The sequence below is a fragment of the Cognatishimia sp. WU-CL00825 genome, from assembly GCF_040364665.1.
In the GTDB taxonomy this organism is placed as follows: domain Bacteria; phylum Pseudomonadota; class Alphaproteobacteria; order Rhodobacterales; family Rhodobacteraceae; genus Cognatishimia.
Map to the genome: position 1 here is coordinate 270,610 of NZ_BAABWX010000002.1, position 21,121 is coordinate 291,730.

The window sequence follows — 21,121 nt, forward strand, 5'->3', positions numbered from 1 at the left end:
TCAATCGACCAATCATCGCACCTCCAGCGACCCTAACCGGTCAACAGCGATCCTCCGCCAAAGCGCCACAATGATCAGTGTGGCCCCAATCTGTGCCACCGCAAAAACGCTTAGGGCGGCCAACAGGCCAAGCCGATCTGCCAATGCGCCACTGGCAATCACCGGCAGCGAAAAGCCAAGATAGGCATAGACAAACAAACCCGCCGTGGCCCGCGCCCGTTCGCCAGGTGCACGCGCCGAAATTTCAGCCAACGACGCCAGATAGGTGAAACCATAGCTTGCGGCACTGGTGATGCATGTGCCCATCAATACGCAAATCAAAATCTTCAGCCACACCCCGACCAACAGCATCAAAAACCCAAGCGGGATCAGCACAAACCCCAGTCCAAGCGCCGCTGCGTTAGACATGCGACGGGCCAGGGGCTGGCACAAAAATCCGACAAAAATCGCCAGAAAAATCACCAGGCCAGTCCAGCCACCCAGCGCGTTTGCCGCCAGTTCAAGCGGTACAACGGCAATGGTCATACCGGTTGTTGACCACGCCAGCGCCATGGCCGCGCCAAACACCCAAGTGCCCGCTGGAAAAACCGGCAGGCGCAGCGGGGAAACCCGGCGGCGCACACCCAAGCGAGGCAGCCAAAAGACAATAGCGGCAAGCACCGGGGCGGCGACAAACAGCAGGAAATAGCTGGCAGGCCATAAAGTTGGCCCTTGCACACCTAGGCTGATTCCGGTGGCCAACGCCCCGCCTCCAAACCCCAAAGACGTCGCCGAAGTGACGATCAGCGCCGCAGTTTTGGCGCGCTGGGTCCCCAAGATTTCGGTCATATAGGCCGTGCCAGCAGGCGTTGCGAGCCCGGTTCCAATGCCCAGCAAAACCCGCGCAGCCACCAGAGTTGTCCAGTTTGGGACAAGGGCCAGCAGGGCCGTGGCCATGGCACCAAGCATCAAGGCCAGCGCAATGGGCACCCGGCGACCGATGCGGTCAGAAAGACCGCCCAGTAACAAAAGCGTGGGCATCAGCCCCCCAACATAGGCGGCAAAAGCCAGGGTGACTGCCGTGGCACCGACCTCACTTTGCGCCGCGTAAACATCATACAGCGGTGCTTGCAGGTTGACCGCAAATGTCACCGTGAACAGCGCAAGCGCTAGCCCGGTAGCGGCGGATAACTTGGACATGGCACTGACCTCAAACATTGACTTTAGGTCGAAATGCCATGACCAATTCACTATGACAATTTTTCTATTGTACTAGGTACAGCGCAAACATGACCAAAGCCCGTTACTTACGACTTGCGGATATGCTTGCGGGGGCGATCAAGGATGGCAAACTGGCCCCGGGTCAGAAATTGCCAACCCATCGCGCCTTTGCAGAGCAATGCCATGTGGCATTGGCAACGGCGACGCGCGTCTACCAAGAGCTTGCGCGCCGTGGTTTGATAACGGGCGAAGCGGGCCGGGGCACTTTTGTGCGGGACCTTGGAGTGCCGCTCACACTTGGGGTGCATCAAACGGCCAGTGATGGCTTGATTGACCTTGTCTTTAACATGCCCGGCGAGGCTGCGGATGCCGAGATGCTGCGCAAGGGGCTGCGACGGCTTTCGGCAGCGGGCGATCTGGACGCTATGCTGCGCTATCAACCTCATGCCGGGCGTTTGCACGAACGCCGCATCATCGCAGACAGCCTTGCGCCACGGCTTGGCCCCGTCGATCCAGAACAGCTCTTGGTCACCTCTGGCGGCCAGCACGGGCTGGCGCTGTTGGCTCTCGGACTTTTTCAGCGCGGCGATGCCATTGCAACTGACGCCTTAACCTATCCCGGCTTCAAATCCGTCGCGGCGCTACAGGGGCTTGGCCTTGTTCCTGTACAAGGGCCGCGCGGGATGATGGACGCGGATGATCTAGAAAAACAATGCCGCGCGCACAAGCTCAGCGCGGTCTATCTGATGCCCACCGTTCACAATCCGTTAGGCGGGGTCATCGATTTGCCGACCCGCCGGCGTATTGTCGAAATCGCGCGCAAATTTGACCTGCAGATAATCGAAGACGCGGCTTATGCCTTTCTGGAACCCAACCCGCCCCCCAGCTTTGTGACGCTGGCACCCGAGCGCACGATTTATGTGGGCAGCTATTCCAAATGCCTCGCAACAGGCCTGCGTTTGGGCTTTCTGATCGCCCCCAAACCTTGCCAGATTAGACTGCAAGAGGCCATCCGGGCCACAACTTGGAATGCACCAGCGCTGATATCTGGTCTGGTCACCGGTTGGATCCAAGACGGGACATTGCAAAACCGCGAACAGGCGCGCAGGCAGGACGGCGCAGCGCGTCAGCACCTTTGCCAGCAGATATTGGGTCCAGCGTCGGTTGTGTCACATCCCAATGCGGGCTTTGCTTGGGTGCCGCTGCATAAAGGCAGCCGAGCCGACCCCCTCATTGCGCGCCTCAAAGAACAGGGCATCTCGGTGTCTGGTGCCGCAGCATTTGCCACCACCGTTGCCATCCCGCAGGCCCTGCGTCTGGCCTTTGGTGGCGTGCCCAGCGATGCGCTAGAACAGGTTTTTCAAACGGTTTATGACACAATTGGCAATGCGCGCGTCGCATGAGGGGCAGGGCAGTCCCCACTCTGATGCGCATCACAGTTCTTTCCCAGCCCAGGCAATACCTATTTGCATTAGCAGTTGACGCAGAAAGGTCTGAGGCGTGAAATGATGCCTATGAAACGCAAAGTTGTCTCCGCCGCTGAAGCTGCCGCCCTAATCCGGGATGGTGACACCCTCACCACTTCTGGTTTCGTTGGTATTGGGGTTCCAGACGCGCTGTTATCGGCGATCGAGACCCGGTTTCTGGACAGCGGCCACCCGGCAGATCTGTCGCTGGTGTTTGCCGCGGGGCAAGGTGATGGCAAAGACCGCGGTCTCAATCATCTTGGACACGAGGGGCTGCTAAAGCGCGTGATCGGCGGGCATTGGGGATTGATCCCCAAGGTGGCCAAACTGGCCATCGAGGGCAAAATCGAGGGCTGGAACCTGCCGCAGGGCTGCATCAGTCAGCTCTACCGGGATATCGCGGCGGGCAAACCTGGAATGGTAAGCAAGGTCGGCCTTGAAACCTTTGTTGATCCACGGCTCGGGGGCGGCGCAATCAATGACATCAGCACCGAACCCATGGTTGAACTGATCAAGATAGGCGGCGAAGATTACCTGTTTTACCCGGCCCAAAACATCACCGTTGCGTTGTTGCGGGGCACCACGGCAGACGAAGCGGGCAATATCTCGATGGAACGCGAGGCGCTGTTGATCGACAATTTGGCTCAGGCCATGGCAGTTAAAAACGCCGGTGGCGTGGTGATTGTGCAGGTCGAAAGGATCGCAGAGGCCCACAGTCTGCCCGCCCGCGAGGTCCATATTCCGGGCATTCTTGTCGATGCCGTAGTGGTGGCAGATCCAAAACAACATGTGCAGACCTATGGCACGGATTATAGCCATGGTTTCACCAACCGTATTCGCGCGCCGCAGGGCGAAATTCCCCCGATGCCATTGGACATGCGTAAGATAATCGCCCGGCGCTGCGCTTTTGAATTGCCTGTGAATGGGGTGATTAACCTTGGGATCGGCATGCCCGAAGGGGTCGCTGCAGTTGCCGCCGAAGAGGGCTTGCTAAGCCACCTGACCCTGACCGCAGAGCCCGGCGTGATTGGCGGTCAGCCCGCCTCGGGGCTGGATTTTGGGGCGGCGATCAACACCGATGCGGTGATCCCGCAGAACAACCAGTTTGATTTCTACGATGGTGGTGGGTTGGATATGGCCTGTTTGGGGCTGGCGCAGGCTGATATGGCGGGCAACGTGAATGTCTCAAGGTTCGGACCAAGGCTGGCCGGTGCTGGTGGCTTTATCAACATTAGTCAAAACGCCCGACGCGTTGTGTTTGCCGGCACCTTCACCACCGCAGGGCTCGACGTTCAGGTGCATGATGGCCACATAAACATCCGCAAGGAAGGCGCTGTCCGAAAGCTTATTCAAGCGGTCGAGCAAATTACCTTTTCAGGCCCCCGCGCCGCGCGCATCGGCCAGCCCGTGTTGTTTGTCACAGAGCGCTGTGTTTTTGAACTGTCACCCCAGGGGCTCAAACTGGTGGAAATCGCCCCCGGCGTTGATATGGAACGCGACATTCTGGGGCAAATGGACGTCGCGCCGATTGTTGCCGAAGTGCGCCAGATGGATGCGCGCATTTTTCAAGAGGCCGAGATGGGGCTGCGCAATGATTTGCTGCATCTTGATCTGCCCAGCCGGATCGCCGTGGATATAGAAACCGGTCAATTGTTCCTGAATTTCGAAAAAATGCGTGTGCGCTCGGCCGAGGATATCAGCCGTGTGCGCCAGATCGTGACCAAAACCTGCGAGGGGCTGTCCGGGCGGGTGGATGTGATTGCCAATTATGATGGCTTTCAGATTGATGAAATGCTCGAAGCGGATTGGGCGCGCATGGTAGAGGACATGACCCAGCGCTATTACAGCAATGTCAGCCGGTATTCTGGCTCTGCGTTTATGCGTATGAAATTGCACAGGGTGTTTCCAGACGCGCGCACCCATATTTTTGAAAACAAAGCCCAAGCCAGCCGCTTTATCGGGGCGTCCGCTGCAAACAAGACCCCTGCGACGGCCCCCAACAGCAGCAGGAAACCCTAAGTTCGGTTACGGAAATTCTGCCCGATCTGCCCCTTGATTGGCTTGAACCGATCCCGTCGTCCGGTCTAAATACGGGTCAAAACGCGTCGCCTCGCGGTCTATCGCTCAGGAGGGCACATCGTGAAATTTTCCGCTAACTTGGGTTTCCTTTGGAACGATATGCCGTTGCCAAACGCCATTATGGCTGCAAAGACCGCGGGCTTTGATGCGGTTGAATGTCATTGGCCTTATGAGCATGCAACAGCAGATGTGCAGGCCGCGTTGCACGCCACCGGGTTAACGATGCTTGGCCTGAACACGGCGCGCGGTGACATCAACAAAGGTGAATTTGGGCTGTCTGCCCTGCCGGGGCGCAGCAAAGAAGCGCGGGCCGCCATAGATCAAGCCATCGCTTATGCCACGGCCATTCAGGCCCCCAACATTCATGTTATGGCCGGGATCGCCACAGGTGACGCCGCCGCGCAGACCTTTGCGGACAACCTGGGTTATGCCTGTGAAAAAGCCGCAGACTGCGGCAAAACCATCTTGATTGAACCGATCAACAGCCATGACATTCCGGGCTATTTTCTGACAACAACCGATCAGGCCCTGACGTTCATCAACGCGCTGGGGGCGGCAAATCTAAAACTGATGTTTGACTGTTACCATGTGCAACGCATGGGGGGTGATGTGTTTCAGCAGCTCACTGATTTGCAGCCGTGGATCGGCCACATACAGATCGCCGCAGTGCCGGATCGTGGTGCGCCCGATCACGGGGAACTTGACTATAACAAGGTGTTTTCGCTCTTAAAAACCTTGGGCCACAGCGCGGCGATTGGGGCTGAATATAAACCGCAAGGCGACACGGAACAGTCATTGGGCTGGCTCAAGGCGCAAAAGGCACACTGCGGCTAACCCCATTCACGCAACCATGGCTGTGTGTTTCAACACCCAAGCCCTTAACTATGCATTGGCGCGGCATGTCCGGATCGAGCCCAATGTGTAAAAAGCTGCGCGACGCACGATCGGCAGCTTTCGGCATAGGCATAGCGAGTGCGTGAATTAACGGGCTAGCTGCGACACTCACAATCGACGGTTCGCCCTGCTCTCAAATAAAGGTCATGGGCGGTATTAGAACCCCGTTCAACCCAACTAACATTGTAATCAAAGCGCTAAAATGTTATATGAAGGATACAAAGTTGTGGTTTACTTCGGCAGAGGCGTATCGCCTGCCAGAGCGGACGACGATCTTCTATCATAAAAATTCAACTGTCACGTGCCGCATCAGGGCAATGACATTGGGAAGGGTGCCGATGTTATCGCGCACGACCGCAACGTCCTTGCCGTAGGTACAGGCAACTTTGACGGCTGCTCTAGCCCCTGAACTGGGGTCAGACAAGAACAGCGCGGTGCCGACCATCGGCACAACGTAGATACGCCTCTGATACCATATCGTGTCAGCGTAAAAATAGTGAGGCGGCGCTTTCTCCGTCAAAGGATCAACAAATGACTTTTCCTGAATGGACGAAACCCGGCCTTTACGGTGCGTTGGGTGGTGCGGTTGCGATTTCTATCCTTGGCTTTACGTGGGGTGGTTGGACGACAAGCGGCAGTGCCCAGACTATGGCTCAGGACTTGGCGATTGAAGAAGTGACTTTGGCGATGGTTCCGGTGTGTCTGAACAACTCAGAGTCCGATCCGGAACGCGCAGAGAAACTTACAAATCTTGGGGATCTCTCCGGCTTTGGCCGCCGCAAAGCAATGATGGAAACGGGATGGGCGATCCGCCCCGGTTCAGATGCTTCAGACCGCAACCTTGCAGAAGCTTGTCTCGCGGGGCTTAATTTGGATGGGTCATAAATCCACTGCATTACCACAATCGACATTCGCAATTTGCGACGCTCCTAGGTTTACCAGTACCCGAGTTCTTTGGGCCTTTTTCTTCGGACCACTTTTGGCGCTTCTAATCTTGGTGTTGCCTGCGATCTCACAAACCATGCCTGAAAACGCCAGCGCAAAGAGTTATGGGGATGGTTGGGAATGCAATATCGGGTACCGGCTATCAGGTGACACCTGTTCAGCGATTGTGGTCCCGGAAAATGCGTATGAAACGCTGCGCGCCTATGGTTCCGGATGGGAATGTCACCATGGCTATCGCGAGATTGATGAAACAACCTGCGTTGCAGTGATTGTCCCCGATGGCGGTTTCTTGGACCCTTCGGGCAAACGCTGGCACTGCCTGCGCGGATTTTTCAAAGTTGATAATATCTGCCAAGAGGTCATCGTGCCGGAAAACGGCTACCTGGTGAAAGCCTCCTATGGGTCAGCATGGGAATGTAGACGTGGGTTTGAGAAGGACAACGACAAGTGCAGTGCAATTGAGGTTCCGATCAACGGGTATCTTACTGGATCTCGTTACGGACAGCTGTGGACCTGTGAACGTGGGTTCTTTGAACGAGACGGTCTATGCGCGGCAATAGTCATTCCAGAGTTCGCAATTCTTGACAGCACATCTTACGGCTCAGGATGGAAATGCGAGAGGGGTTATGAAGTTGCAGGTGCGGGCTGCGAAGCGATCAATGTCCCTGAAAATGCCCATCTCGACAGGTCTGGAAACCGGTGGGAATGCAACCGGAACTTTCAGAAATCCAAGGGCCAGTGCGTTCTTAAAAACTAAGCGCATGCACCAAGATGCCCGCTTCAGCACAGGTCCTGTAACAGTCGCGCTATTAAAGGAAACAAAATGAAAACCGAAATCCAGACGGGTGATACTGTACGCCGTCCCATCAGGGGCGCTCAAGCGCCTCCTATGATCGGTGACAAACCGACACGAACGTCTTCGCTCACTCAGATCCCGACCGCGGTTGTCTATTGCGAAGGCAACTTTGCCAAAATTGATGGCAAGACAGCGAACGGCCTTGTGCGTCATTCAGAGGCGTACCAAATTGTCTCGGTCATCGACAGTACCCGCAGCGGTGAGAACAGCGGGCAGGTTCTGGATGACGTTTTGAACAATATACCAATTTTCAAAGACCTAGATGCTGCCGTCGGCCGCGAGCTCCATAAGCCTGATACATTCATCTATGGAATGGCTCCCTCATCAGGGCAGCTTTCGACTTTTGATCGTGGCGTCGTGCTCGATGCAATCGCGCGTGGAATGAACATCGTTAGTGGCTTGCATGAATATCTGAGCGACGACTCCGAAATCACGCAAGCGGCGATAGCAAGACAAGTCACCTTGCGCGACATCCGCAAACCAAAGCCCAGCAAAGATATGCGTTTATTTGACGGCAGTGTCGCTGGGGTCGCTGCTCTGCGGATTGCTGTTCTTGGAACCGATTGCGCCATTGGCAAAAGAACCACTGCAACGGTTTTGGCCCGGCATTTGAACGCGATCGGCGTCAAGACTGTACTGGTGGGCACAGGCCAGACGGGTCTGATGCAGGGCGCAAAATATGGTGTGGCCATGGATGCCGTGCCGCCCCAATTCTGCTGCGGCGAACTTGAGGGCGCTATTGTTGCGGCCTCAGAAGCGGAGCAACCCGAAGTGATTTTGATCGAAGGCCAAGGTGCATTGAGCCATCCAGCGTTCTGCACATCAGCCTTTATCTTACGCGGTAGCCAACCGGACGCTGTCATCCTTCAGCATGCTCCCAAACGGGCCCATCGTTGCGATTTTCCTGACATGCGAATGCCCACACCGGCGAGTGAGATTGCTTTGATCGAGGCATTTGCTGACACCAAGGTCATCGGCGTTACGCTCAATCACGAAAGTATGTCTGAAACCGAGATCACAAACACCATTGCCCACCTGACAAAAAAACTCAGCCTGCCTGTGACTGATGTTCTCAGCAGACCAGCTGCACATTTGCTCGACATGGTTGTTGGGGCTTATCCCGGTCTACAGCAAGAAACGTCGTTGGGCGCGATTTGAAGTGCCCGCGCATAGACGTTGATCTGCGCAAGATACGCCACAACACTCGCACGATTGTCGAGCGGTTAAAGGTGGGTGGCATCCGCGTGAGCGCAGTGACCAAAGCTGTGTGTGGCCATCCGGCCATCGCCCAAGCAATGCTTGATGGTGGCGCACAGGGTTTGGCCGAGGCGCGGTTGAGCAATGTTAGGCGCTTACGCCAAGTTGGGATGACTTGCCCAATCACCTTGATCAGAACTCCAATGCTGAGCCAGGTCGATGACGTGGTGCAATTCTGCGAGGCGAGCTACAACACAGAGGTTACTGTGATTGAGGCCTTGGCTGTTGCCGCGCTCCAGCAAAACAAGGTTCACGGCATTATTCTGATGGTCGAAATGGGTGACCAACGAGAAGGGATCATGCCACAAGACATCGGCCATATGGCTCAGCAGGTGGTGGACATGCCCGGCGTGGTGCTGAAAGGCATTGGAGCCAACTTCGCGTGTCTGAGTGGGATTGCACCAACCGCCGCCAAGATGCAGGCTTTGTCTATTCTTGCCATTGACGTCGAAAAACAAAGTGGCCCATCGCTTGATACAGTATCTGGCGGCAATTCTGTAAATTTGCCATGGGCGTTTGGTGCGCGCATCACAGGGCGGATTAATGATCTACGCGTCGGAGAAGCAATTCTGCTTGGTGTCGATCCGATCACAGGGAATCAGATCGGTGGAATGTTTCGAGATGCCTTCACGCTTGTCGCCGAAGTTATTGAGACAGACACCATCTGTGCGCGCCAACCTATGAACTGTGCCGATCCTACCTTGGCAACAATTCGGCTTGTTCCCGCCACTTCAGAAACGACGCGTATCATTCTTGCCATTGGGTATCAGGACACGGATGCGGCAGGGCTCTCGATGCCGTCGGGCAATACTCTCATCGGTGCAACAAGTGATCATCTGGTTGTTGGTGCCAAAGACACAGCGCTCTGCGTTGGATCGGAAATGCAGTTTAACATGAACTATGGCGCCTTGATGCGCGCCATGGCCGCTCCTGATATTCTAACAATTCTGCATGATGATCGACCGGATCAAAACACACATCATCACCAAGGCCCAAGCAAACACCTAGCATTGGTTTGAACGATTTCGCCCCAATGTGCCCAACAAATTCACGAGGAGAAAATCAATTGACCAAGCTGACAAAAACAAGCGCATTCAAAGCTCGAATTCCCAAATCCGAAACGCCCATGGACAAGACCACCCGGATCGTCCGGAAGATGGTCGAAGAAGAGGCTGAACAGCGGCAAGCCAAGAATGACCGGCTACGTATTGCACGCCTCGAACGAGAAGCGCACACTCCGAAAAAAAACTAGCGTTGGTGCTCCGGATAAGGCAATCCAAGGCTGCCATATCGCAATAAACTGCTTTTCGACCGCGCCTTTCAAATTTCAATGGCGCAACAACAAGCGCGAAGGATTTAATTATGACGCAACTAGGCGAAAGCGCTACAAAAGTTCACTATATTTGCCAGACATATGTGGAACAAAAACCCGGTCGAAACGGGCAAGCTGGCCTGAAAATTGGCAAGCAATTTCAATATTCAACTGCGGCAGAAGCTCAGAACAGAGCAGAACGCGAGGCCCAGTCCACGGATTGCGCCGGTGCTGATGCCTATATGATTAGTGAAGACCCAAACAGTGGCGAAGTCGGATCACCAAACTTCCTTGTCAGGCTTGGAAACGTTCCGGAATTTGACGATTTCTAGAAGCACGCTACGAGCAATGGGCCTGCCGACAAGGCTTGCGATGATCATGGTCTGAGTTGTTAGAAAAGCGGCCATTGGATCATACTGGCGAACGGGCGCTTTATCCCGCACGCCCGATACTCATCAATGTCGCCCAAACGGCTATTCTGCCGCCTCGGTCTTTTCCAGCGCGGCCAAAAGCGAGGTTTCCAACTCGGCTTCCAACTCTTTGGCCCGGTCGATATAGGCTTGGTTTTCCCCGGCCGGAATATCAGGATCCCACAGTTGTGCCAGTTCGCGCACGCCCTGACGGTCATGCTGGAAAAAGGTCTGTTCTGAAATCGAGGCCTCATACTCTGACAGGCCCATATTCTCCAGAACGTAGCGGCCTGCGCGCAACGAGCTGTCAAACATTTCGCGCACGATGTCGTTGGCACCGGCCTGATACAGGCGAAACACCTGACGGCGATCCCGCGCCCGGGCGACAATATGCAGGTCAGGCCGTTCGCGGCGCGCGTGCGTCACCAGTTTTAGCGCGCTTTCGGGATCATCCACCGCCACCACCAAAACCCGGGCATCCTTTAGCCCAGCTGCTTTCATCAACTCGGGGCGGGTTGGGTCGCCAAAAAATCCTTTGATGCCAAAGCGGCGCATGGCGGCAACCGCATTCATGTCATGATCCAAAATCACGGTTTTGAAACCCGAGGCGCGCACCAGCCGATTGACCACCTGACCAAACCGCCCAATGCCCGCAATGATCACCGGCCCGGTGGCATCAATCACATCCGGATCCAGCAGCTCTTCGCCATCACTCATACGACGGGTGATCACGTCGTGCAAAATGAACAGCAAAGGTGTGATCAGCATCGATAACGCCACCACCAGCAAAAGCTGCTCACTGAGGGCCACTGGGATTACATTCTGTTGGATCGCAAAGGATATCAGCACAAAGCCAAATTCACCGGCCTGCGCCAAACCCAAGGCAAACAGCCATTGATTGCGCCCCCGCAGGCCAAATGCCCGCCCTAGAATACACAGCAGAACCGCCTTGATTGCCATCACCGCCAGGGTCATGCCCAATATGTTCAGAGGGTCACCAAACAGGGTGCGAAAATCAATCTGCGCCCCCACGGCAATGAAGAACAAGCCCAACAACAGGCCCTTGAATGGCTCGATATCGCTTTCCAGCTCGTGGCGGAATTCCGAGTTTGCCAGAACAACGCCGGCAAGGAAGGTGCCCAAAGCAGGCGACAGGCCCACCAGCGTCATCAGAAACGCAATGCCAATCACGATCAGCAGGGCGGTGGCGGTGTACATCTCACGAAGGCGCGCCGCGTGAATAAAGCGGAACAACGGGCGGATCAAATAGATGCCGGCCAGGATCACCGCAGCAACCGCCGCCAAAGTCACCAATGTAACGCCCCAGCCCGGCAGGCCCTCAACCAGCGAATAAGACGCGTGTGCGGCGTCATGTGCGTCCTCAAGGTTCCGGTTGATCGAGCCATCAGGGGCCAGCGTCATCACCTTGGGCAGCGCCAGCAACGGCAAAACCGCCAACATCGGGATCACTGCGATATCCTGGGTCAAAAGCACCGCAAAGGTCGACCGTCCCCCCGCGGTTTGCATCAGGCCCTTTTCTGACAGGGTCTGCAACACAATGGCGGTGGACGACAGGGCAAAGATCAACCCCACCGCCAACGCAATGCTCCAGATATACCCTAGCGCCATCATGCCCACCATGATCGCCAAAGTGGTCAGCACAATCTGCAACCCCCCCAGGCCAATCAACTTGTGTCGCATCGCCCACAACGCCCGCGGATCAAGTTCCAACCCAATCAGAAACAGCATCATCACAACGCCAAATTCCGCGAAATGCTGCAAATCCTGAGTTTGTGACGAGCCCACAAGTCCCAACACCGGGCCAATAATCACCCCGGCCGTCAAATAGCCCAACACCGACCCAAGCCCCAACCGCGCCGCAATCGGCACTGCAATCACTGCAGCGACCAGATAGATTGAAGCTTGAAACAAGAAACTGTCCATAATGGGTCCTAGGCTCTTTGGTCAGGTCGGCAGGGGCGCGTCGCGTTTGAATTGGTCCATGACGATCTGGCTTTGCACCCGACTCACGGCAGGATGCGGCAACAGAATTTCGTGGATCAGAGTGTTCAGGCTTTGCAGATCGGCACAGAATACCCGCAGCATGTAATCGGCGTCCCCGGTCAGGGTCCAAGCGCTGATGACCTCGGGGCGGGTGTTCACCAAACGCCCAAAGCCCTTGGCCTGATCCGGCCCATGGGTGCCCAACTGCACCTGCACAAAGGCCTGCACCGAAAGCCCCAGGCGCACCGGGTCAAGCTTGGCGGCATAATTCTGAATATAGCCCTCGGCTTCCAGCCGCTGCCTGCGTCGCCCAACTTGGCTCGACGACAAATGCAACTGGTCACTAAGTTGCTGCGCCGTCAAATGGGCGTCGGTCTGCAAGGCCGCCAGCAAGCGTTTGTCGATTTCATCCAGCATGATGCGTGATTTCCGCGCAAAAGGGGGGTATTTTCTACATCATACGCATAATTGGACCAAAGCGCACGTCATTTCGCGGATTCTACGCCTGATTTCCCCGCTATTCTTACGGCGACAAGACATCCGGCAATACCAAACCCAAGGAGACGCGCAATGGGTCCTTTTCCACATGATGCGCCACGCGCAGAGATATCCAGTTTTAACCCAGCTGGCACCGACGGATTTGAGTTCGTCGAGTTTGCCCATCCAGAGCCACAGCAACTGCGCGATTTGTTTCAGCGCATGGGCTATGCTCACACCGCCACCCATAAAACCAAAGATATCGAACTTTGGCAGCAAGGCGATGTCACCTATATTCTGAACAACGAACCTGACAGCTTTGCGCTGCGGTTTGTAACCGAACATGGCCCCTGTGCGCCCTCTATGGGTTGGCGGGTGGTTGACGCGCAAAAGGCCTATGCACACGCGGTGTCCAAAGGGGCAGAACCCTATGATGCGGACGACAAAACCCTTGATTGGCCTGCGATCAAAGGCATTGGCGGATCGTTGATCTACTTCACCGATCAATATTACGACAGTTCACCCTTTAACGACGAATTCAACTGGCTCACCCAGTCCAAACCCGAAGGCGACGGGTTTTATTACCTCGATCACCTCACCCATAATGTCTTTAAAGGCAACATGGACAAATGGTTCAAATTCTATGGCGACCTGTTCAACTTTCGCGAAATCCGGTTTTTTGACATCGAAGGTAAATTCACCGGTCTTTTGTCACGTGCCCTAACCAGCCCGTGTGGCAAGATCCGCATTCCAATTAACGAAGACCGCGGCGAAACCGGGCAGATCGTCAGCTATTTGAAGAAATACAATGGCGAGGGCATTCAGCACATCGCCGTTGGCACCGAAGACATCTATGGCGCAACAGATAAGATTGCCGCCAAGGGTCTGAAATTCATGCCAGGCCCGCCAGAAACCTATTACAAACTGTCCAAAGAGCGGGTCGCGGGCCACGACGAGCCGTTGGATCGCATGATGAAACACGGCATCTTGATTGATGGCGAGGGTGTGGTTGATGGCGGGGAAACCAAGATCCTGTTGCAGATATTCTCTAAAACAGTGATCGGTCCGATCTTCTTTGAATTCATCCAGCGCAAGGGTGATGACGGGTTTGGCGAAGGCAATTTCAAAGCTCTGTTTGAAAGCATTGAACAAGAGCAGATCGACAGCGGCGAGCTTCAGGCCCCTGCGGCTGAATAATTCAGATGCCTATGCGTTGCTTGCAAAGGCAAAGGGCAGGCTTAGGCCTGCCCTTACTATATTCGTTGGCCGGTAAAGTGATCAGCGGATCACATGTACACAGCAATTTGCGTGACGCACGACGCGCGCCGCAGTAGAGCCAAGCAGATAGTCTGCCAATTCTGGCCGGTGGGACGAAATCACAATACAGTCCACTCCGGTTTCTTCGGCATAATCCAGAATACCCCGATAGCTGTGACCAGTGATGACCATAGGCTTAATGTCTTTGACGCCACCCAGATCACCCGCCAATATCTCACGAGCTTCTGCCTTGCGGCTGTCATGAATTTCCTTTGGCAATTGGATTGATGCGTATTCGGGAATGACATCCAGCACCGTCAGCGCGGTAATTCTTGCGTCGTCAGCGGCCAGTCGGCGCGCGATATCTAATGCCGGGCCTGATGGGGTGCCGTGGTCAGGTGCGATTGGAACGAGAATATTCTTATACATGTTGGGTCTCCTAAAAATGCCCAGCAACCAAGCAGTTTACATTGCTTAACGACGGGCCAATGCCGCTCCAGTTTGCGGCGTCTAAAAAGGTGACAGGGTCAAAGGGCCAAAAAACTGCAGTCCCTTCTGATGTCGCAATCACTATAGATCAGCCCACGTAAGGGCGTCTTTGATGCAGGTCAGATCAAAACAGTGAGTCAAAACCGCAATCAAGTGCGTAACTTTGCGGCTCGAATCGTACGTTTCAGGCCGTGAAACGTACAAATTGTACAAATAACCAAAGATTAAACCAGCGCACGCTTAGCCCTTGGGCATCTTTAGAACGTGGCTTTTTTGGCCCTTAACATAGCGCAGCTCATTGCTGCTGATGGCGGCAACCTTGCCCCCGTCGATGCGGTCACCCACTTTGACTTTCTTGTAGCGCCCACTTGCCAATCGCACGAGAGCCCGGCGATCGTTAGTGGCACCGTAAACGCCTATGAGGTTGATTTTCTTAAGGTTTATGACGTTCTTTTGCGTCGCATTCCGCGCAACAGAGGCGGTTGTCGGAATGGCCGGAGCCGCGCGCTCGGACCGGGGCACCGCCACAGCTGGCGCGTCATTTTTGGGTTGGGCAAGCGCTGCGGGCAGGTTTTTGGGGCGCAGTTTAGGCCGCAAACTCGCCAGAACCGCCTGATCCGTCCCCCCCTCTGACACTGCTTCTGTCACCGCCAAATCAATGGCCGCAGGATCTACTGAAACGATTTTTTCAAGCTGTGCAGGGCGTAGTTTGGGGCGGTATTTTGCAAGCTCTGCAAGGGTGCTGCCACCTAGGGTAGCACGTTGATTTTGCTCGATTAAATCAGAGGGTCGCAGGCGTGGTCTCAGGCTCGCAAGTTTGAGTACTTCGGGGTCGATCGCCGGGGTTTCAATCTCGGCTTCTGGTACGGTTCTGTCTGGGAAAGCCGTCGGTACAACGGCGGGCTTTCCAAGATAGACCATGATGCCTTCGGGAGATAAGGCCCCTTCGGCAGTCGCGACAACCAGACCGCGCTCATCCAGTTCAAAGGTGACGCCAGCTGCGACCGGGTTGTTTTGCTTTTTTATTGTGGAATCAGGGGTATAGCTTGCTGCGGTTGGCAGGGCGATTGCGTCGTGGGTCTGTTGCTGGGTTTCAAATGCACCCAGATATATACCCTCTGCACTGCCCGCCCGAGGTGTTGCAGGTTGCATCGGCGAGCGATCCCAAATTCCCGTCGCCGCATAAAACGCATCCCCCAAATTCGTCGGCCCCGCCGCCGCCAACACCGGATCCAGCACAATGCCTTCGTTTGCGTCCATCGCTTCGATTTCGGCGCTGTCTGTCACCGTGGTCACGCTGGTAGGTGGTAAAACAGAGCTTTCGACATCCTTGGTGTCCTCCGGCACAAGCGCAATTTGCGGCACGCTATCTTGGCGCGAAAACAATCCGGCGAGGCCGCCCTCTGTAAACAATGATGCCCAGGCCGCAGCTCCCGCAAGAAACAACAGCAACAAGGCCACCAAAACCAAAGCTAAATAGCGTGGTTTACCTCCGACGCTCTGAACCTGAACCGGGGGGGGCGTACTTGTACCCGATTGAATTGAAGGGTTTTCTTTCTGAATCGCCGGGGCATCAGCCGTTTTAGAAACCACTGGCGGCGTTTGGCGTGATGTACCTCTTGCGCGGGGATCTTTTGCGGATTCTGGCCGTTGTTTCAGCCCTGCTATCAGTGTTGCGGGGTCAAATCTGGGCTCTTGTGTCCCTACGATACTGGGCGTAGCGAGCTGCTCTTTTGCCGTGTCTTGCTGGGGCTCTGCGCCATCGGTTTGTGCTTCAAGGCTGCGGTGGGCTCCGGGCAGGGGGGTCGCATCTTCAGAAGGAGTTTCCGCAATTGCCGTTAAGCGGCGCGACGTAGCAAACGGGGGCGCCGAAGGCTGGGTTTCCTCGGATTTTGGGCGTTCCAGCGGCCCTTCTGATACGATTGACACCACGGCGCTGTCGGGGCGAATGCTGGAGGGATCATCGACCAGCTCTGTCGCAGAATGGGTTTTTCCGAAAAAAGCTTCGGCATTAAAGTCGTCAGAAGCGGATTTTGCCACAAAGCAAACCGGCTCAAAGCCGTGCTCGCGGGCAAAATTTTCGGCCTCTGCAAGGGTTTCCTTGGCCACGGCTGCAACTTGTATGCCGAAATCGTCTTCAACGAAGTCATAGGCCAAGTCGTCGGTGGCATAGGGCGTTGCGCCCTCTAGGGCGGCAAGAACGGTTTGTTCTGTTGTTGTCTGAGCGGAAGGCAGAGATAAATATTTTATCTGGTCGTCAGGCAAAATAATTTTGCAAAGCGCGCTGCCATTGGCCTGGGCCTCGCCCAGTCCACGCAAATCCGCCAAAGCGGCATCAAGGTCAGCGTGTTGCAGGGGGACTTCCCCCAGCTTATGCCATCCCTCTGGAACGCGGCATAATAGAGAAATGCCTTCAAAAGATAGGGAAAGCGCAAAATCCGGTGTCATATATCGGCTCTAACATTCGAAGGTGACGGGCAGAAGGCCCGTTCAAGCTGCGTTGATTTTATAGCAGGAATTCGCCGAGGGGAAGAAAAAGCCCAATATCCCCAAGTATTTTCGTGCCAAAGATCTTAGGTCTTAAATCCAGATAAATATCAAGGAGCATTCAATGCGGTTCGTTCAGAAAATGGTTTTGGTCGTCGGGCTTATGCTTCCTGCGGTGGCGCAGGCCGGGCAAATCGTGGTGCAGGGTCGCGGGACAGTAGAGCAAACCCCGGATATGGCGATAATCTCGCTGGGGGCACGGTTTCAGGCCCATACAGCCCGCGAGGCCTTGGATGAAGTCAACAAACGCACCAAGGCCGCCCTGGATATTATGACGGATATGGGGGTTGCGCCGCGCGATATGCAAACTGGAAATTTGCAACTGAATCCGCTTTGGGATCATGGGGCCAATCATAATGAGGTGGCGCGTATTCGCGGCTATGAGGCGCGAAACCAAGTGACTATTCGCGTGCGCGATCTGACATTGCTTGGAAACTCATTGGATCAAATTGTTACCAAAGGTGCCAATGTCTTCAACGGATTAAGCTTTGCGATGCAGGATCCTTCGGTCGCCTTAGCAGAGGCGCGCAAACAGGCGGTGCTTGATGCGCGCGACAAGGCGGCATTGTATGCAGAGGCCGCAGGCGTAGATCTTGGGGCAATTATCTCGATTGACGAGGGTGTGCGCATTGCTCCGCAGCCCAGATTTGCAGCACGGGCGGAAATGGCGATGGATTCAGCCGTCCCCATAGCCGCAGGAGAGCTTAGCACAAGCGCAACTGTGACAATCGTTTATGAAATTGCGCAATAACGCGCTGCGCATGACGACTTACTTGTGAAGGAAGAGCCGCCAATGTGGCGGCTCTTTAGTTATCTAAACTTGAATTTTACGACGTTGCTTTGCTGAGCGCTTGATCCAGATCGGCGATCAGATCCTTTGGATCTTCGATGCCAATGGAAAGGCGCACAACATTCGGGCCAGCCCCTGCGGCAATCTGTTGGTCTTCGGTCAGCTGACGGTGTGTGGTTGATGCCGAATGGATGATCAGGGAACGTGTGTCACCAAGATTGGCGACATGGCTAAAGATGTCGAGGCTATCCACCAGTTTGATACAGGCGTCATACCCGCCTTTGACTGCAAAGGTGAATAGGGCACCTGCCCCTTTTGGGCAGACCTTTTCGATGCGCTCATAATAAGGAGAAGATTTCAGACCCGCATATGTAACATAGTCAACCCGGTCGTCATTTTCGAGCCACTCCGCCACGATGCGCGCGTTTTCGACGTGCTTTTGCATGCGCAGGCTAAGAGTTTCGATGCCCATCAATGTATAATGCGCGCCCTGTGGGTTCATTGTCATGCCCAGATCACGCAGGCCAATCGCGATGCTGTGGAAAGTAAAGGCCATCGGACCCAGCGCCTCGCCAAACACCAGACCATGATAGGCTGGCTCTGGTTGGCTGAAAGAGGGGAACTTGTCGTTCTGTAGCCAATCAAATTTACCACTGTCGACAACGCAGCCACCTGTGACTGTACCGTTACCGGTCAGGTATTTCGTTGTAGAATGCACAACCAGCGTCGCACCCAAAGCAATTGGGTTACATAGATAGGGTGTGGCAGAGGTGTTATCGACAATCAGGGGTACGCCGGCGGCATCCGAAATGGCAGCAATCGCCGGAATATCGGTGATATAGCCGCCGGGGTTCGCCACAGATTCACAGAAAACCGCGCGGGTGTTGTCGTCAATCGCGGCTGCCACGGCAGCTTCATCATCAAAGTCGACGAATTTCGCAGACCAGCCAAAGCGTTTGATGGTTTGGCTAAGCTGCGTGACGGTCCCACCATAGAGGCGTGTGGACGCCACAACGTTACAGCCCGGTTGCATCAGTGGGAATAGCGCCATGATTTGTGCGGCATGGCCAGAAGAGCAGCAAACGCCACCTGCGCCACCTTCAAGGTGCGTGATGCGCTCTGCTAGGGCGGAAACCGTTGGGTTGGTCAGCCGCGAATAGATATTGCCGACCTCGGCCAGATTAAACAATGCCGCCGCATGATCTGCGTCGCGGAAAACATAAGCGGTTGTTTGGTAAATGGGTGTTTGACGTGCGCCTGTTGCGGGGTCAGGGGCTGCGCCAGCGTGAATTTGCAGCGTGTCAAAACCAAGGGTTGGTCCGTCGGTCATTATATCCTCCAAAGTTTGCTTGGAAGGCACCCTATGCACGCAAGCCCGAGGGATCAATGCTCAAGATGAGACATGCGTCAGCGCATCCAAAACCCCTCGCGCCTGATTTTGTTGCGAATGGCTTGCTCTTTGCGCGGCAGGTTTTTGCGATCAAACAGGGCGCGCACCTTTTGACCGCGCCCATGGTAGATCATAAACTTAAAGGGATCGTACTGCTTCAAGGCTTTCTTAATCTCTTGCGGGGCTGAAATCTCTTCCAGTACCGAGACAACCAAATCTGCCTCGCGCGCATATAGCAGAGGCAACAATCTATAGTGGCAAGTGATACTGCCATCCATCAGCCCATTGGGTAGAACATTACGACCACCACCTAGGGCATGAATGACCAATGGCAACGCGACTTGATCGAGCCAAGGGTCCATGACCTGACACACCAGCTCTTCTGGTGGGTGGTCTCTTATGGCAAGAGCAAATTCTAGAAACTTGCGGCCAAATTCATGTGGGCATTTGTAAAAAAAGAAACCTGCATTGAAATAGAGATAGCGCCGCCAGTAGTCTTCTGGCTGAGAGGGGTCGAGCGAGCTTTCAAAATCAAGGTCGAACTTGTCATAAAGCGATTTCCATAGTCCGGTGTACCCCGGCCCATAGAGTTCGGGTTTCGGCCAAGTTCCTTCGACCTTTTGCGAGGCACCAGGGCACTCAAAGTCAAAAGGCACTGTCATAAGATCGCCCAAGATCAATGTATCGGTGTCCAGAAACAGAAATGGCTCGCCTTGGGGCAGGGCCATCAGCGCTTCAATCTTATTGCCCTGGGGGTAGCTTTCGCCAAAATGTTGGCTCTCAAAGGGGATGATCTCGGCCCCAAGCTCTTGGATCAGGTCGCGGGCGGCCAGATTGCGAATGCTGGGGTTCTTTTGCCAAAGAGGGCCAGCTTGGGGCTCTGCAACAAAAATCCGTCCGGCAAAGCTAGGGCACTGTGCCCGTAAAGAGGCCAACAAAAGAATGGCTTCATAAGTAAGTCGGCCATTCTGGGCGACGAGTAAAATATTAAAGGTTTGCGAAACCGCGGTTCTTGCCATTTTTTTCATTCTCTGCACGGTAGGTTTTATAGAGCTTACAAATAAAGTGGGTCTGGGGCCAAGCAACTTGCTATCTTTATTCTCTCAAAACCCATCTCAACCGGAGGATTCATTATGTTTAGATCTTTACCCAAGGCCGGGGCAGCTTTGATTGCCACGATATGTCTGTCAGGAACGCTTGCTGCCGAAGATCGCCTAGCCGAAGATCAGTCGCCGTCAGGTAAGTTTTTGACCGCGACAGAAGTTAAACCGATCCTGACCGCGACCAAAGCCAATTGGATTGCGGTTCGGGAATGGCAAGGACAGGACCTGATCTATTTTACTCACTTGCTAAGCTGGCGATGCGGGCTTTATGAAATTCGCTATTCCGTCAACGGTGGACCGCAACAGCTCTGGCCAATTCCAGAGTGTGATCCTGTCACGCATTCGGTTGGGCTAATCCCTGAAGGCACAGAGATTTATACGACCTTGCCGCTTCAGTCCGTCGCTTCGGTCGAGATCGAGGTGCTTTATGATGACCTGACAACAGATGTCAGTGCTTATGAGCGCGCGGCGGTGTTGATGCCTTAGGGCGAGTCGATCGGGGCGAGTCGCAGGGCTTGCTGCGATTCCGGAGGGATTCTGGTGCCGACGCGAGCAGGGGCTGTGGATAAGGCTGTGGAGATCATCTCATAGCGCGATGTTTCACGTGTTCGACCTGAAGCTAACTGGAATTCAGGGTTTTGGAAG

Annotated in this window: 19 protein-coding genes; 12 read left to right on the forward strand and 7 right to left on the reverse strand. The window is 54.9% G+C overall.

What is annotated here, in order from left to right:
• Positions 1-12 precede the first annotated feature (12 nt).
• Positions 13-1,179, reverse strand: a complete 1,167-nt coding sequence (locus tag ABXG94_RS12085) for an MFS transporter (RefSeq protein WP_353534494.1) — start codon at positions 1,177-1,179, stop codon at positions 13-15.
• 89 nt (positions 1,180-1,268) lie between these two features.
• Between ABXG94_RS12085 and ABXG94_RS12090 the strand changes: the two genes are divergently transcribed.
• From ABXG94_RS12090 to ABXG94_RS12130, 9 genes are all read left to right on the forward strand, one after another.
• Positions 1,269-2,603, forward strand: a complete 1,335-nt coding sequence (locus ABXG94_RS12090; RefSeq protein WP_353534495.1) for an aminotransferase-like domain-containing protein — start codon at positions 1,269-1,271, stop codon at positions 2,601-2,603.
• Between the two features lie 102 nt (positions 2,604-2,705).
• Positions 2,706-4,685 carry an acyl CoA:acetate/3-ketoacid CoA transferase gene (locus ABXG94_RS12095; RefSeq protein ID WP_353534496.1) on the forward strand — a complete coding sequence of 660 codons (1,980 nt, stop codon included), beginning with the start codon at positions 2,706-2,708 and terminating at the stop codon, positions 4,683-4,685.
• Between the two features lie 120 nt (positions 4,686-4,805).
• Positions 4,806-5,579 carry a hydroxypyruvate isomerase family protein gene (locus ABXG94_RS12100; RefSeq protein WP_353534498.1) on the forward strand — a complete coding sequence of 258 codons (774 nt, stop codon included), beginning with the start codon at positions 4,806-4,808 and terminating at the stop codon, positions 5,577-5,579.
• Between the two features lie 591 nt (positions 5,580-6,170).
• A complete protein-coding gene (locus ABXG94_RS12105) occupies positions 6,171-6,524 on the forward strand; it encodes a hypothetical protein (protein WP_353534499.1) in 354 nt (117 codons plus the stop codon).
• 94 nt (positions 6,525-6,618) lie between these two features.
• Entirely contained in the window at positions 6,619-7,341 is a 723-nt protein-coding gene (locus tag ABXG94_RS12110) for a hypothetical protein (RefSeq protein ID WP_353534501.1), read from the forward strand.
• 66 nt (positions 7,342-7,407) lie between these two features.
• Complete coding sequence (locus ABXG94_RS12115; protein ID WP_353534503.1) at positions 7,408-8,598, forward strand: N-acetyltransferase DgcN family protein; 1,191 nt, start codon at positions 7,408-7,410, stop codon at positions 8,596-8,598.
• Positions 8,595-9,716, forward strand: a complete 1,122-nt coding sequence (locus ABXG94_RS12120; protein ID WP_353534505.1) for an alanine/ornithine racemase family PLP-dependent enzyme — start codon at positions 8,595-8,597, stop codon at positions 9,714-9,716. The genes ABXG94_RS12115 and ABXG94_RS12120 overlap by 4 nt, the downstream gene beginning before the upstream one ends.
• A gap of 47 nt (positions 9,717-9,763) precedes the next feature.
• Positions 9,764-9,949 (forward strand): hypothetical protein, encoded by a 186-nt coding sequence (locus tag ABXG94_RS12125; protein ID WP_353534506.1) that lies wholly within the window; start codon positions 9,764-9,766, stop codon positions 9,947-9,949.
• Positions 9,950-10,059: 110 nt separating this feature from the next.
• Positions 10,060-10,341, forward strand: coding sequence for a hypothetical protein (locus tag ABXG94_RS12130; protein ID WP_353534507.1), 282 nt, complete (start codon positions 10,060-10,062; stop codon positions 10,339-10,341).
• 141 nt (positions 10,342-10,482) lie between these two features.
• On the opposite strand, the gene ABXG94_RS12135 is transcribed toward ABXG94_RS12130, so the two are convergent.
• Both ABXG94_RS12135 and ABXG94_RS12140 read right to left on the reverse strand, forming a co-directional pair.
• Entirely contained in the window at positions 10,483-12,363 is a 1,881-nt protein-coding gene (locus ABXG94_RS12135; protein ID WP_353534509.1) for a monovalent cation:proton antiporter-2 (CPA2) family protein, read from the reverse strand.
• A 21-nt stretch (positions 12,364-12,384) separates the two neighbouring features.
• On the reverse strand, positions 12,385-12,840 hold the full coding sequence (locus tag ABXG94_RS12140; protein ID WP_353534511.1) for an Lrp/AsnC family transcriptional regulator: 456 nt from the start codon (positions 12,838-12,840) through the stop codon (positions 12,385-12,387).
• Between the two features lie 153 nt (positions 12,841-12,993).
• Between ABXG94_RS12140 and hppD the strand changes: the two genes are divergently transcribed.
• Positions 12,994-14,097: a 4-hydroxyphenylpyruvate dioxygenase gene (gene hppD, locus ABXG94_RS12145; protein ID WP_353534512.1), complete on the forward strand. Its 1,104-nt coding sequence runs from the start codon at positions 12,994-12,996 to the stop codon at positions 14,095-14,097.
• Between the two features lie 81 nt (positions 14,098-14,178).
• On the opposite strand, the gene ABXG94_RS12150 is transcribed toward hppD, so the two are convergent.
• Together ABXG94_RS12150 and ABXG94_RS12155 are read right to left on the reverse strand one after the other, a co-directional pair.
• Positions 14,179-14,586, reverse strand: a complete 408-nt coding sequence (locus ABXG94_RS12150; protein WP_353534514.1) for a universal stress protein — start codon at positions 14,584-14,586, stop codon at positions 14,179-14,181.
• 300 nt (positions 14,587-14,886) lie between these two features.
• Entirely contained in the window at positions 14,887-17,094 is a 2,208-nt protein-coding gene (locus tag ABXG94_RS12155; RefSeq protein ID WP_353534516.1) for a hypothetical protein, read from the reverse strand.
• Positions 17,095-17,257: 163 nt separating this feature from the next.
• Here ABXG94_RS12155 and ABXG94_RS12160 point away from each other — a divergent pair, with 163 nt between their 5' ends.
• Positions 17,258-17,944, forward strand: coding sequence for an SIMPL domain-containing protein (locus ABXG94_RS12160; RefSeq protein ID WP_353534517.1), 687 nt, complete (start codon positions 17,258-17,260; stop codon positions 17,942-17,944).
• Between the two features lie 76 nt (positions 17,945-18,020).
• On the opposite strand, the gene ABXG94_RS12165 is transcribed toward ABXG94_RS12160, so the two are convergent.
• Together ABXG94_RS12165 and ABXG94_RS12170 are read right to left on the reverse strand one after the other, a co-directional pair.
• Positions 18,021-19,313: an O-acetylhomoserine aminocarboxypropyltransferase/cysteine synthase family protein gene (locus ABXG94_RS12165; protein ID WP_353534518.1), complete on the reverse strand. Its 1,293-nt coding sequence runs from the start codon at positions 19,311-19,313 to the stop codon at positions 18,021-18,023.
• Positions 19,314-19,390: 77 nt separating this feature from the next.
• On the reverse strand, positions 19,391-20,392 hold the full coding sequence (locus tag ABXG94_RS12170) for a GT-B fold glycosyltransferase domain-containing protein (protein WP_353534520.1): 1,002 nt from the start codon (positions 20,390-20,392) through the stop codon (positions 19,391-19,393).
• A 114-nt stretch (positions 20,393-20,506) separates the two neighbouring features.
• Here ABXG94_RS12170 and ABXG94_RS12175 point away from each other — a divergent pair, with 114 nt between their 5' ends.
• Positions 20,507-20,962 (forward strand): hypothetical protein, encoded by a 456-nt coding sequence (locus ABXG94_RS12175; RefSeq protein WP_353534522.1) that lies wholly within the window; start codon positions 20,507-20,509, stop codon positions 20,960-20,962.
• Positions 20,963-21,121 lie beyond the last annotated feature (159 nt).